Here is a 13,181-nt window from a genome sequence, read left to right as displayed (position 1 = left end):
CGGAAGTTTGATCAGGGAGTTCAGGCAGGGCGCGGTCCGGATCGTCCGGCAGGCCAGTCGCGCAGGTCGCCCGGGAGTTGGGCATCAATTCGGGCACGCTGGCGAACTGGGTGGCCGGGGACCGGCGGGCCCATGGTGGTGACGGGCAGTTGAGTGAGGACGAGCGCGCCGAGCTGGCCAGGTTGCGGCGGGAGAACGCGGAGCTGGCGATGGAGCGCGCTGTGCTCAAGCGCTCGGTGGCCCTCTGGGTCGAGGATGCGATGGGCCGGTAGCCATGGCGCCTTCATCGCTACCCAGAGGGTTTAGCATCGGGTGCCTCACGCGGTGGTGTGCCGGGCGTGGTTCTACAAGTGGCGCCACGGCGACGCCTCGCCCCGGCACGCGCCGCGGGAGCAGTTGAAGGTGGCGATCGGGCGGCGGTTCGCCAAGCATCACGGGACCTACGAGTCGCCGCGGATCGCCGCCGACTTGCGCGACGAGGGATGGCGGGTCAGTGAGAACACCGTCGCCGAACTCATGCGGGAGCTCGGTCTGCAGGCCCGGCGCAAGCGGCGCCGCAAGCAGACCACCAGCCAAGGGCGAGGCAAGTGGCGGGCACGGGACCTGATCCGGCGTGACTTCGCCACCGACCGGCTGAACCGCAAGTGGTATGGCGACGGCACCGAGATTAACACCGATGAGGGCAAGCTCTAGCTGGACAGCGTGCTGGACATGGGTTCGCGGCGCATCGTCGGGTTCGCGGTCGGGAGCATCACGATGCTGGCCTCGCCTACGACGCGCTGGTGATGGCGGTCGCGGTCCGCGGCGGCAAGCCCACGATCGCCGGGTCGTCTTCGCCCAGGCCCGCGCCCGGGTCGCCGCATGGATCGAGGAATACAACCACGACCGGCGCCAGTCCGTGATCGGGATGCGCTACCCGATCACCTACGAACTCACCCTCCCCACGGGCCACGAGCCGCAACACGACCAGGCAGCAGGAACGACCGGCTCCCGCACACCGAGTCTGACCTCGTCCTCGTCGACGTCAAGGCCAAGCCCTCGGGAGGCCTCCGCCCAGCCCTGACCCCGACTCCGGGCGAGTTCCTCACGCAGCAAGCGGGACGCCGGCCCACAAACCGAAACAACAAGACTCAGGTCTCTACGGTTTCAGGGGATTGCCAGTCCATCCGGCTGGGGGCCGGTGTGTCCATCCGAGGACAGTGGACCGATGACGCTCTCATAGGACCGCGGGTTCAAGTGGGCGGCCAGGGCGTCGAAGGCGTCTGAAAAGCGTGTTCGCAGATCCTATTGCCGCTGAAGCTGTTGTCCTTCATACCATGCTTGTCTGGCCAGGCACCGGACGCGATGCTGGACCAGCCGGGGCCGCTCTTGGAGGTGGAGACGTCACCGCAGTACGGAAAGGGGCTCTCCGCGAATGTGCTCAGGGCAAGGTTGCCGAGAGTCGGGGCGTTCGCCTCGACAACCTTGGCGCCCAGTTGACTCTGTCAACGCCGATGACCAGAACCTTCGGTGTCAGCGCTGCTGGCTGAGCAGTGGGCATTGTGAAGCCGGCAAGTGCCGTAGCCGGCAGCGCTACAGCCCACTCGAGCCCTAGCTCGTCATCCAGATCGGCGTGACATGGAGTTCGGTCATTCTCCTTCCGGAGCGAGAAGCGGGGGCTGTTCTGGCCTACTAAGGGCATGGGGTTGTCGGCTTTGAGCCGACTGTCAGGTTGATGGTGCTGCCTCGGGGGGCGGGGGTGTAGGCGGTTGGGCTTTGCGTCGTGATTTTGCCGATGCTGTTGCAGGTCTTGTCGACAACGGGCTTAATCGTGCCGGCCTTGAGCCCGACGGCGGTGAGGTCGGCTTGGGCTTGCGCGGCTGTTCTGCCTTTGACGTTTGGGACGGTGACGTTGCCTGGGGGGACGTCGGGTAGGACGACGCCTGTCCCGTACTGGAAGACCTGGCGGACGGCGGCGATTTGGTAAGCGGTCCCCAGCGGGAGGTCGGGAGAAGTGGGGTAGATGTCCGCGGCGTAGCTGCCGCCGTTCATCAGCCAGATTGCTACGTTTCCGCCCTGATGGTGCCAGACGATGTCTGAGCGGCCGTCGGCGTTGGCGTCGGCGATGCCGACCACCTTCCAATCCATGCCGGCCAGCAGGCTGGGGTTGTTCTGGAAGTTGGGGTAGGAGGCGCTGGGATGAGTGCCGTGGAGCCAGATGATCTTGAGCGCTCCGTTGTCGGGGCGGCGTACCAGTATGTCGGAGCGGCCGTCGGCGTTGAAGTCGCCTACGCCTTGATATACCCACTTGAACGGGTCCTGGGTCTGCGGTGGCGGCAGGTCGTACGTCGCGGAGACGTGGTGTCCGTCCATGTACCAGATCGACAGGCGGCCATCATCGTCGGCCCAGAGCAGGTCGGAGCGACCATCGAGGTTGAAGTCACCTGCGCCTTTGATGCGCCAGGCGCCGCCGACGATGATGGTCGGGTCGTCGCCTTGATTGATTGTTGCGGCGTTGTCCTTCTGGCCGGCGGGCCAGAGCTCGATCTGGCCGTCCTGATGGCGCCAGACGATATCGGCCCTGCCATCGCCGTTGAGGTCGCCGGTCGCGGCGAGAGTGGTTGTCTTCGGCAAGGTTCCCCGTAGGTCCTGCAGTGATCCGATGTCGGGGACCAGCTCGCCTAGGTGATTGACGGCCTGGACTGCAACTTCCCCGTTCGGCCCGCGCAACACGCTGTCCGTAATGCCGTCCGCGTTGAAGTCGGCGCTGCCGGCCAGGTTCCAGCCAGTGCTGTAGTTGCCGGACACATAGTCGCGTTGGACCGTGCCATTGCGGACCTGCCAAACCCGCGACAGCGCGGTACCGGTTGACTTCCAGAGCAGGTCGATGCGGGCTGGTGGCGCGGTCCGGCCGCCGCTGAAGATGACGCCGTCGCTTTTGGTTCGTACGTCGCAACGGCCGTCGTGATTGAAGTCGGACAGGTCGAGATCGGCCAGCTTCGTTCTGGAGGTGTTGAGGTAGAACCAGCCCTGGGTGCTGCGGTACCACCACGTGGCCCCGGTCGCGAGGAAGTTGTCCTTTCTCCCATCGGCGTCGAAGTCGCACAGGCCGGGCAAGGAGACGCCAAGCCTGAGCTCAGGAAAGCTCACCCCGAAATCGTTGTTCGAGCGGTTCAGGTTGTTGCCCTCGGTCTGGTAGAAGGCGCCGGGCTCGATCAGCGGCGTTGGGCCTTCCCAATCGCGGCTGAGCGAGAAGACGTTCCAGCTTGCATCGGCTCGCACGGCCGGCTTGCCGCGCACCTTGATCGACGTACCGTCGTTGTAGGCGATCGTGTTGTAGCGGAAGTCGAAGTACTCGCCGGCTGGGCCGCAGTACTGAGACTTGCCGCCACAGGACTCGGTGCCGTGGACATCGAACATGTGGGTATCGGTCAGCCAGGTGTTCTCACCACCACCAGGCAGGACTAGGTTGCGGTAGGCAAGGTAGCCGGTGCCGTTCTCGCCGTCGCTCGCGAGGGCATGCCGGTTGAAATCGAGGACATTTCGCTCGATCAATGTGTACGCGCCGTCGTACGTGACGACGCCGTAGCCTTCGCGTCGTTTGTGGCGATTGTGATGGATGTAGTTGTCGTGGATCCGTACCGCGGTCGCATTCTGCATACTCAAGCGCTGGCGAGGATCGCGGACCGTGACCCCAGTGCCCTGCCACCCGTAGATCTCGTTGTTGTCGATCTCGACGTTGATGCTGGAGTAGATGACGATCCCCGTTGATCCGGGGGTGTCTTTGCTCACGATGCCCATCTCACCGCCGTACAGACGGATACCGCTGATCCTGATGTTGTCAGCGTTGTTGGAGAAGTCGGTCTCGAGCAGGATCTTCGGTGAGGTGGTGGTGAACAGCCGCGGTCCGGGATTGGTGGACGTCCGGCCGCCGAGGATATGAACCCCGTCGGCGATGACGAGGGATTCATAGCCGCTGAGGTCGAGGTCGACGTGATCCTGGATCCGTACGACGGTCTTCGGCGTCGCGATCGCCTGCCGGAACAAGGCCTGCTGGCTGTTGTTCGAAATCGTGACGTTGCGGGGGACCGTGACTCGTACATTGGCACTGCCCAAATTCGCCTCGAAGCCATCCGGCCTCTGAATAGTCAGCCGGTAGGTCTTGGTCGACTGCGGCTGATCGACCAGTGAGCCTTGGGCACTGACCGGACGGCCGTCGAGCATGACGGACAACACCCCAACACAATCAGGGGTGATCTTCACACTCCACCGGAGGGTGACGTTGCCTCCGAGTTGGATATCTGCAGGACCCGCAGAGAAGCTCGGTGACGACCAGCCGTAGCTTATGCAATGGTTCCAGTCTGGGTCTTCGTCGGCCTGTGCTGTTCTTGTGACTGACCAGCCGAGCGCCACTGCTAGCGCCAGCGCCATGCTGATGATGGCGGCGAATCTCTTCCGGCCCGCGCGTCCTGCACCGCGGCGAAACGTCGGGATGCTGACAGTCATACGGATACTCCCCGTCTAGTCTGGTACCGCCGTTCGAAGCGTGCCCGGCCGCGCGCCAACTGTGGCTCAGGCCCCTTGGAGACTGATGGGAAGACGGGTGTGGTCCTCCAACCACTCGGTACGACCGAGCGGAGCCTAAAGCTACTCACATTCCACCGATAGAACTTCGTGGGGAAGTGGATCACTAGCCGACTCTGGAGCCCTGCCCGGTCGGCGCAAATCGCATCTGTTAGAAGATTGCAGACCGATCCCGATTGGAGCATTAGTGATTACCTCGTCGCTCGGTGATGACGCCGAGTTGGAGCTGATGGAGCCTTGGCAGGCCGGCCAGTTCGCTGCGGCTGTTGAGGGTGCTCGAGAGCATCTCGCGCCCTGGATTCCGTGGGCGCTGTACATCAACGACGCCGACTCCGCGCGCACCTTTCTGCAACGCGTAGCGGATGCGCACGCCCGCGATGCCGACCACTTCTATGGAATTCGGGTGGGTGAGGTCCTGGTGGGTGGCGTGAGGCTGGCCAACTTCAACGCCAGCGGAGGCACGAGCGAGCTTGGGGTCTGGCTTGCGCCCGAGATGCAAGGCCGTGGACTAGCGTCTCGGGCCTCCCGCTGTCTCATCGACTGGGCCTTCCAGCAACGCGGTATCAGCCGGGTCGAGTGGCGCAACGATCCACGCAATGCGCGAAGTAGCGCTGTGGCTCGGCGGCTAGGCATGACAAGAGAGGGATTGCTGCGTTCGTCGTTCGAATTCGACGGCCTCCGCCGCGACGAGGAGGTGTGGTCTCTTCTTGCCGAGGAGTGGCCTGCAGTTGAGTCGCGCCTCGCCGGCTCCGCCCAGCCGCCGTCGGCGGACCTTTGAGTACCAGCAATGTCCCCAAAGGCGAGTCGAACGCCACTCGAATGGTTCTCCGCGTTCCTTGGGACGCAGTCGGCGTAACCCCGCTGCACTTAGCACTAGAGGTCGGCTGCTGGAACCGGGAACCGGGAACCGGGAACCGGGCGCGCCGAGCTGGCGAGCTGCCAGTTCCCGACTCGACGGCATCCGTACGACGAAGTCTTCCCTCGTGCCGATCATCGGCGGCACCATGCGCGTGGTTCGCGGCGTCTGCCGGGGGCGAGCCACATCAACTACCCGCCGGGGTACTTCCCAGTGATTGCCCATCAGTCGATGTCAGTCTCTGCGACGTACCTGCGGTCGCTGGTCGCCCAGCGGCGTGCTAACGGATCGAAGGAGAAGCGAATGACGACAAAGAGAGTCGTTCGACTCAGCGGACGGCTAGGACGGATTCTCGGCACGGTGGTGGCCACATTCGCTCTCGTTGCCGGTTCGAGTCTGGTGGCGCAGGCGAAGGTTCCCGGCTTGATCTATCTCTCTGCCAGCACAATGGTTGACTCCATTGTCTACAAGTCGGTGCGCGTTGCTTGTCCCGTAGGTACTCGGGTCGTCGGCGGGTTCTTCGCACTGGAAGGCGCCGACGGGGCGGTGGTGCTCGATGACTTCATCCCGTCCGCGACCGACCTGCTCGTTGGCGCCGGCGAGATCGTCGAACCCGGCACCGGCAACGGCGGAACGGAATTCTCCTGGAAGATTACCGCGACAGTTGCCTGCGCCAGCACACTGGCGAACTATGTGCTGATCACCAGTACCTCGGCCTTCGGCCAAGGCGCCGCACGCGCCGCGACCGCGCGGTGCCCTTCCGAGACCAGGCTGGTTGGTGGCGGCGCATCCTTGAGCAACGGATGGGGACATGTGTCGATCGACCGGCTCAATTACACGACCAGCACGGCCAACTCGGTCAACGCGCACGCCGTGTCCGACGCAGGCCCGGGTGGCTTCAACGAACCCTGGTCGGTATCCGCCTACGCCATCTGCGCCTCTGTCACAAGCACCGTCGACTTCAATACGGACAAGTCCCCCTCGGTCGGCATCACCAAGTCGGATGCCTGGATCTGCCCAGGAACAGTCTGGAGCCTCACCACCGTGGGCTGGCTCATCAACCCAGCAGCCACGAACAGCACCGATCGCTACATCACCCGCACAACAATCGACATCTTTGGAACCCAACCCGTCGGCACAGCACATGCAATCGCCACCCGACCCGACGACACACCCTGGATCCTCCGCGCCGACATTGTGTGCGTCACACAGATGTAGATCGTGACCGTTAACTGATTGGCCTTGCAGGTAAGCCGATGTGTTGTGCGGTTCAGATGGGCGGGTGTTTCCCGCGCGTGGAGGCGTGGCCGACCCGCGGGGCGTGCCATTGACGGGTTGCTGGCGGACCTGGCACGCAAAGCCGCTGGAGCCCTGCCCGGGCATGGCGCGTCGGATCAGGTTCTACTGCCGTAGTACTAGCAATCGCCCAGCTACTTGTGGCGAGCCTTGGCTTAGTCTGCGGTGCTGAGAAATTGACGTCCACGGGCGACAGCGTCTTCTCTGGTATGGACGCTCAGCTTGTCGAGGATGGCGGCGACATGGTTGTCGGCTGTGCGGACTGACAAGACCAGGCGGTCGGCGATGTCGGCGTTGGTCAGTCCCTGCGCCAGTAGGCCGAGTACTTCGAGTTGTCGTCTGGTGAGACCGGCGTGGTTGCGTCTGGTTTCCATTCCGGTGCCACGCGGTATGCCTGTGACGCCCGCGGCACGCAACTCGGACCGAATACGCCGAGCCAACGGTCGTGCGCCGATGGAGTCGAGCATGGTTAGCGCCTCGAGGCGGTCGGCTGTACGGGGGCTTTGTGCGAGCGCCGAGGCTTGTTCGTAGGGATAACCCGCATCGCCCCACACTTTCGCAGCATCCTGCCAGCGCCCCACCGCTTGCATTGAGTACGGGTCGTCCAAAAACAGCGGTGCGACTTCCTCGCCCGCCAAGCTCAGCCAGTAGGCCAGTTCGCCCTGGACTGATCGTCGCCGACGCACGGTTGCCTCGTCGTACACAGGCCTCGCTATTCGCCGGATGGTGTCGAGATCACCGCGGAGCCACGCGTCTTCGCACATAACCGACTCAGCCGGCCCGGTCACCTGAACCTCACTGAGGTTGCTGGCGAGGTGCTGCACCTCAGTCAGCAAGGTCTGTGCATTTTGTCCCGATCGGATCATCGCACGGGTCATCAGGATCAACGCGGGGGCCCGTGTTATGCGAGGCGAGTCGAGGCCGCGCGCGATCAAGTTGATTGCTTCAGCCCAGTGTGCGCGAGCGAGCTCGATCCTGCCTTTCTCAACGAACATGTGATCTAGGAAGGCGATGTGTTCCAGCCGTTCCGCAAACTCCATCGCCTCTGCCAGGTACGTCGCTGCCTCCGCGAGGCGCCGCTCGTCGAGCAGCTGCCAGACAATGTTCACGTACGCACGGCAAGCATGTTCGCTTTCGCCGGCTCTCAGAGCGACCTTCAAGCTTTCGGTCAGGGCCGGTTGACCGTTGAAATCGTTGGTTCGCCAACTGGCCGCGCCTAGATTGTTGAGCGCGTGGCTGAGCACGGCTGCGTCGCCGGTCTCACGCGCCAGCACGATCGCCTGCTGTGCGCCAGCGATCGCCTCGGCATTACGCTCGGCGAGCATGTCGAGCTGTGACAGGTTGCTGTAGGCCATCGCAAGCAGTCGCCGGTCGCCGGTACATTCAAGTACTTCGATGGCCTCGTGACCTGCATCCTCAGCCCCCGCCCGGTCGCCGTGCCACCAGAGAAGGCGCGACAACCACCGCAGACTCGTTCCCAGCGCTACTGGATCGTCGACGCTGCGACGGAGCGCGACGGCAGCCTTCTGGTCCTCGCTGGCACTTCGGTCATCGTCCCCCACGGTGTAGCACTCGATAGCCGATAATTCCAGAAGATCTGCCTCCTCAGCCGCGGTGAACGATCTGCGATAGCCGAGGACAAGCCGGAAGTGAGCCCTGGCTTCTCGATGGGAACCACCTTGTGCTGCAGCGATTCCGGCGGGACGGCCGAATCGTAGGATTGCTTCCTCGTTGCCGGCCTCGGCCGCATGGTGCAGAAGTTGAGATAGGTCGGCGCCATCGTGTTCGATGAGCGCATTCAATACCCGCTCATTGAGATCGATACGTCTGCTTGCGGGCAGCGCATCCACTATGGCGCGACGGGTGAGTTCATGCCGAAACGTTACTCGCCTCGGTGTCACTGTCAGGAGGCCGCGCTCCTCACTCGTGATCAAGCTCGTCACCCCGCCCGGGATCAAGGCATCCACAAGCCATCGATCAATGGCAGAGGGGACAACGCTCAGGTACTCGACGGCACCGCGCGATGCGCTGTCAAGACTCCGGAGTCTTGCCAGTACTGCGTCCACCACGGTGCGTGGTACCCCGGCACCAGGCGTCGTCGCCAGGATTTCGCTGACAAAGAAGGGATTTCCGGATGTCACCGCGAAGACCTCTGCCGGGTCAATGTCAAGTCCGTTGCTCAGTTCATCGACCGCCTCTGGCGAAAGCCGGCGAAGCGGCAACTGCCGGGTCCGCACGCTGCCCGACGCCAAGCCGAGGAGCTGGCTCAGCGGATGGTCACGACCGACTTCGTCGTCGCGATATGTCAGCAACAGCACGCTCGGCCATTGCGTGATCCTGCGGACCAGGTAGCGCAGTACATCCAAAGTGGCTTCGTCAGCCCAATGGACATCCTCGATCGCCAGCACCGTCGGGCGGCCGGTCCGGTTCAGCTCAGCGTGGAGACCAGCGAGCAGCTGATCGCGGTCGGCCCCCGTTTGGAGAGCCGCTGTGAGGTCGGCGCCCACGCTTCCGATCAGGTCGCGGAATGGACCGAGGACGCGTGCAGTTGCCAGATCGTCGCAGTGACCGATCAGCATGCGCCCTTCGGCCGGTAGCTGTCCGCGGACCGCGTCGACGAGGCTCGACTTGCCGATCCCCGCCTCGCCGTACATCAGCACGACAGATCCATCACCAGCTGCCGCGGCGCGGGCTGCGTCGGCTAGCTCGGCAAGCTCGTGCTCACGCTCAAGAATCCACCGTGCCATAACCAGATGTTCTCATGCCAGAAGTTTGAGCCGACGCCTCGATAACCAGGCAGTTGCTTCGACACTAAGGCCACAAACATCCTGATCGAAGCCGACCATGGCTGACTGATCACAAGCCGTACCTGGGCCGACGGCTCGGGTCAGGCGACAGGATCATGGAGGGCAGTAAAATGAGCGTGATCGAAGCGGACGGGCTGCGGCGCTCGTACCGGACAAGCACCGGGGTACTGCGGCGGCGAACCCACGAGATCGAGGCGGTCCGCGGCGTCAGCTTCACCATCGACAAGGGCGAACTCTTCGGACTGCTGGGACCCAACGGAGCAGGCAAGACCACAACCATCAAGATGCTCACCACCTTGCTCCTGCCCACCGCCGGTACCGGACGTGTCCTCGGCTACGACGTAGCGACCGAGACCGCTCGGGTGCGCGCGTCGATCGGCTACGTCTTCGGCGGGGACCGTGGACTCTACGAACGGCTCAACGCCCTGGACAACCTGCGATACTTCGCCGACCTGTACGCCGTCGAACCACGAATCCAGCGGAAACGCATCGCGGAAGTCCTCGACATCGTCGGCTTGTCCGGACGGGAACGCGAGCGCGTCGAAGGCTACTCGCGAGGAATGCGACAACGACTCCACATCGCCCGTGGGCTCCTGCACGACCCGCCCGTGATCTTCCTCGACGAACCCACCATCGGCGTCGATCCAGTCGGCTCCCGCGAACTGCGAACGACCATCGCCGCGCTGTCCGCGGCCGGCAAAACCATCCTCCTGACCACCCACTACATGTTCGAGGCCGACGCCCTGTGCGATCGGGTCGGCATCATCGCCAAAGGCCAACTACTCGCGCAGGGCTCACCAGCCGAACTGAAGGCCCGGGTCGCCGATCGGACGGTTGTCGAGATCGAGGCCCACGCCGTCACCGCTGACGCCGTTGAGAAGTTGCGCCGGATTCCCGGTGTCGTCGCCGTGACCCTCGACGAGCGCGACGATGGCCAGCTGCTGCGCGTTCAGTCGGCATCGGGCCTGGAGCTGACACAGACCATCCTGGCCCGACTGGGTGATGCCCGCGTCGGCCGGATAGCCACCCGGGAACCGACGCTCGAGGACGCCTACGTAGACGTGGTCACCCAAGGGACGCGTTCGTGAGCCGGGCCGCCGTACCCAGGATGCTCCTGCGTGGCTGGGCCATTCAGGTCAAGGACTCATCGTCGTTCGGGTTTTTCATCATGTCGAGCCTGATCGAGCCAGTCATCTTCGCAGCGATCGCGGCCTACATGTTCCGCGCCGGCAACCGGCCCGACGCACTCCTGTACGCCGCCATCGGCGCGGGCATGCTGGGCGTATGGATCGTGACCTTGATCGGATCAGGCCAGGCCCTCACGTTCCTGCGCCATGCCGGAATCCTGGAACTTCTGATCGTGGCGCCCGTCCCCTTCGTTCTCGTGCTCGCACCCATCACGCTCGCGGCCGCCACCGTCGGCATGTACTCACTGGCCGCGACGCTGGTCTGGGGATGGCTCCTGTTCGATGTGCCACTCGGCGTCGAGCACCCATGGTTGCTCCTGGCATCGGTTCCCGCCACCGTGATCGGCCTCGGCATGCTGGGCATGCTGATGGCATCTGTTTTCGTTCTCTTCCGGCACGCCAACGCCTTGACCAACATGCTCGGGTATCCAGTCTGGCTTGCCTCTGGATTCTTGGTCCCAGTGAGTCTCCTGCCGGACTGGGTACGACCCGTCTCCTGGCTGCTCCCCACCACCTGGGGAGCAGAAGCAATCAGAACCTCCATGATCGGCGGACATCCACTACCCGCAATCGGCGCATGCCTGGGACTGGCCATCGGCTACTTCGCGCTTGCAGCTCTCACCGTTCGTCACTTCGAGCGGCTCGCCCGGCAGCGAGCCAGTCTGGCGCTCGCATGAACAGCGCGAGAGTCTTCTTCCGCGGCGGCCTCCTTGCGTACAAGGCGCTCTTCAACTTCAAACAGACAGCCGTCTACATCCCGACCATGCTGATCTCACCAGCATTCCAGATCCTGTTCTTCGCCTACCTGGGCCGCTACAGCGGCCTGGCCGATGACAACTTCTTCGTAGTCGGAAACGCGATCCAGGCCACCGCGATCGGATGCATCTACGGGATGGTCCTCCTGCTCGGCAACGAACGCCAATTCGACACCTTCTCCGCAGTCATCGCGACATCGACCAGACGCGGCGCGCTGTACTTCGGACGGGCCGTGCTACCGATCGCCAACGGCATAGTCGTGACCACCTTCGTCCTCTGCACCAGCGTCCTGCTGCTGGACTTTCGGATGCCGGCTACTGCGTTGCCTGCCTTCGGAATCGTTGTCCTCGTGTCGGCGGTGTCCTGCGCCATGTTCGGGTTGACGCTCGGCGCACTGGCCCTACGACTCAAGGACATCTGGATCATTTCGAACCTGTCCTACACGCTAATGCTGCTTCTCTGCGGCGCAAACGTGCGCCCCGCCGTCCTACCCGGTTGGCTCCACGCCATCAGTAGCTGCCTACCACTGACCCACGGCATCGAAGCCGCCCGCAAGGTCGCCGACGGAGCCGCCCTGTCACAAGTCGCCGGCCTCATTGGCATCGAAGCCCTGATCGGTGGCGTCTACGCCCTCCTGGGCTACGCGCTACTACGCCTCTTCGAAGCCGGCGACAGACGCGGCGCCACCCTCATCACCGTCTAGTAGGCACGCCACATTGAGCACTCTTTACCAACTTGCTGGAGGACAACTGATGTATGACGTTGTTAGAAGCCACCGTTTGATGGCCCGCGTACTGTGGGCCGGGCTGCCATTGCTACTGCTTGCCGGGACGAACACATTTGCACCGTCGACAGCTGCCCACGCGTCGGCTACTTCAGTCTTCAAGACGATCGTGCTGCCCGGCGCTACTTCCGCCGAGGGCATCGCCGCAGGCGAAGGTACTACTTTCTACGCCGGGGATCTTTTCACCGGCGACATCTTCCGCGGCGACATCGAGAAACGCACAGCCGCCCCGTTCATCGACGCACCGACCGGCCGCATGGCCGTCGGCATGGCCGTCAACACCCGGCACAATCTGCTCTTCGTCGCCGGCGGATTCACCGGGCAAGCGTACGTATATGACACCGACTCAGGTGCGACCGTGGCCACCTTCCAACTCGGCGACCGCGGAACCTCGCTCATCAACGACGTCGCAATCACACCCCAGGGCGCCTGGTTCACCGACACCCTCCATGCCAGGCTCCACTTCATCCCGATCGGCCAGTACGGAAACCTCGGGCCGTTCAGGACATTGCTGCTCAGCGGACCAGCCGCCGACACCGGCGACGAATTCAATCTCAACGGCATTGCCGCCACACAGGACGGGAGAACCCTGATCGTCGCCCACACAGGCAACGGCGAGCTCTACACCGTCAACCCCGCCAAAGGAACGAGCGCCCACATCACCGGTGTCAGCGTACCAACCGTCGACGGCATCGTGCTGGACGACAACCGGTTGTGGGCAGTGCAGAGCTTCTCCAACCAGATCACCCGAATCGCACTGAACAACGATCTGTCCAGCGGCCTGGTCAAGAAGACCATCACGAGCCCTCTGTTCCAGGTCCCAGCCACGGCTGCCCTCTTCGGCGACACCCTCGCTGCCGTCAACGCAAAGTTCGACACCGGCGTCCCACCCACCGCGGACCAGTACGAAGTCGTCCTGGTCGACGCCTGAC

At 63.7% G+C, this 13,181-nt stretch carries 11 protein-coding genes and 1 pseudogene; 8 read left to right on the top strand and 4 right to left on the bottom strand.

Translation table 11 applies throughout. The features are described 5' to 3' along the window. Positions 1 to 53: 53 nt before the first annotated feature. Positions 54 to 272: pseudogene (locus tag A3ES_RS49065) on the top strand (transposase); the annotation flags it as partial. Between the two features lie 40 nt (positions 273 to 312). Then, complete coding sequence (locus A3ES_RS49060) at positions 313 to 693, top strand: IS3 family transposase (protein WP_083933824.1); 381 nt, start codon at positions 313 to 315, stop codon at positions 691 to 693. Here A3ES_RS49060 and A3ES_RS54430 read toward each other — a convergent pair. The 3 genes from A3ES_RS54430 to A3ES_RS0131435 form a co-directional block, all read right to left on the bottom strand. Beyond that, positions 690 to 863: a hypothetical protein gene (locus A3ES_RS54430; protein WP_157630847.1), complete on the bottom strand. Its 174-nt coding sequence runs from the start codon at positions 861 to 863 to the stop codon at positions 690 to 692. The genes A3ES_RS49060 and A3ES_RS54430 overlap by 4 nt on opposite strands. Before the next feature lie 369 nt (positions 864 to 1,232). Then, positions 1,233 to 1,424 carry an alkaline phosphatase family protein gene (locus A3ES_RS57255; protein WP_420323158.1) on the bottom strand — a complete coding sequence of 64 codons (192 nt, stop codon included), beginning with the start codon at positions 1,422 to 1,424 and terminating at the stop codon, positions 1,233 to 1,235. Between the two features lie 247 nt (positions 1,425 to 1,671). Next, positions 1,672 to 4,215: an FG-GAP-like repeat-containing protein gene (locus A3ES_RS0131435; RefSeq protein ID WP_020390821.1), complete on the bottom strand. Its 2,544-nt coding sequence runs from the start codon at positions 4,213 to 4,215 to the stop codon at positions 1,672 to 1,674. Positions 4,216 to 4,792: 577 nt separating this feature from the next. Here A3ES_RS0131435 and A3ES_RS0131430 point away from each other — a divergent pair. Beyond that, the gene (locus A3ES_RS0131430; protein WP_237745114.1) at positions 4,793 to 5,341 is read left to right on the top strand and encodes a GNAT family N-acetyltransferase; all 549 of its coding nucleotides are present in this window, start codon (positions 4,793 to 4,795) and stop codon (positions 5,339 to 5,341) included. A 438-nt stretch (positions 5,342 to 5,779) separates the two neighbouring features. Then, entirely contained in the window at positions 5,780 to 6,637 is an 858-nt protein-coding gene (locus A3ES_RS0131425; RefSeq protein WP_020390819.1) for a hypothetical protein, read from the top strand. Between the two features lie 233 nt (positions 6,638 to 6,870). Here the strand turns inward: A3ES_RS0131425 and A3ES_RS0131420 are convergent, their stop codons facing one another. Next, positions 6,871 to 9,462, bottom strand: a complete 2,592-nt coding sequence (locus tag A3ES_RS0131420) for an ATP-binding protein (protein WP_020390818.1) — start codon at positions 9,460 to 9,462, stop codon at positions 6,871 to 6,873. 170 nt (positions 9,463 to 9,632) lie between these two features. Here A3ES_RS0131420 and A3ES_RS0131415 point away from each other — a divergent pair, with 170 nt between their 5' ends. From A3ES_RS0131415 to A3ES_RS0131400, 4 genes are read left to right on the top strand one after another with little or no spacing between them, the layout of a single operon-like run. After that, positions 9,633 to 10,610, top strand: coding sequence for an ABC transporter ATP-binding protein (locus A3ES_RS0131415; protein ID WP_020390817.1), 978 nt, complete (start codon positions 9,633 to 9,635; stop codon positions 10,608 to 10,610). After that, complete coding sequence (locus A3ES_RS0131410) at positions 10,607 to 11,386, top strand: ABC transporter permease (RefSeq protein ID WP_157630846.1); 780 nt, start codon at positions 10,607 to 10,609, stop codon at positions 11,384 to 11,386. The genes A3ES_RS0131415 and A3ES_RS0131410 overlap by 4 nt, the downstream gene beginning before the upstream one ends. Further along, positions 11,383 to 12,168 carry an ABC transporter permease gene (locus A3ES_RS0131405; protein WP_020390815.1) on the top strand — a complete coding sequence of 262 codons (786 nt, stop codon included), beginning with the start codon at positions 11,383 to 11,385 and terminating at the stop codon, positions 12,166 to 12,168. Before A3ES_RS0131410 ends, A3ES_RS0131405 begins: the two co-directional genes overlap by 4 nt. A 49-nt stretch (positions 12,169 to 12,217) precedes the next feature. Beyond that, entirely contained in the window at positions 12,218 to 13,180 is a 963-nt protein-coding gene (locus tag A3ES_RS0131400; RefSeq protein WP_237745108.1) for an SMP-30/gluconolactonase/LRE family protein, read from the top strand. Position 13,181 lies beyond the last annotated feature (1 nt).

The organism is Kribbella catacumbae DSM 19601 (assembly GCF_000372465.1).
GTDB classification, from domain to species: domain Bacteria; phylum Actinomycetota; class Actinomycetes; order Propionibacteriales; family Kribbellaceae; genus Kribbella; species Kribbella catacumbae.
The sequence above is the reverse complement of the archived record's forward strand: the minus strand, read 5'-3'. Positions and strand labels throughout refer to the sequence as shown.

What these genes read in the sequence shown, in the direction of transcription:
- A3ES_RS54430 (WP_157630847.1), bottom strand. Translation starts at nt 863, where the DNA reads ATGCGGCGACCCGGGCGCGGGCCTGGGCGAAGACGACCCGGCGATCGT.
- A3ES_RS0131430 (WP_237745114.1), top strand. Translation starts at nt 4,793, where the DNA reads ATGGAGCCTTGGCAGGCCGGCCAGTTCGCTGCGGCTGTTGAGGGTGCT.
- A3ES_RS0131420 (WP_020390818.1), bottom strand. Translation starts at nt 9,462, where the DNA reads ATGGCACGGTGGATTCTTGAGCGTGAGCACGAGCTTGCCGAGCTAGCC.
- A3ES_RS0131415 (WP_020390817.1), top strand. Translation starts at nt 9,633, where the DNA reads ATGAGCGTGATCGAAGCGGACGGGCTGCGGCGCTCGTACCGGACAAGC.
- A3ES_RS0131405 (WP_020390815.1), top strand. Translation starts at nt 11,383, where the DNA reads ATGAACAGCGCGAGAGTCTTCTTCCGCGGCGGCCTCCTTGCGTACAAG.
- A3ES_RS0131400 (WP_237745108.1), top strand. Translation starts at nt 12,218, where the DNA reads ATGTATGACGTTGTTAGAAGCCACCGTTTGATGGCCCGCGTACTGTGG.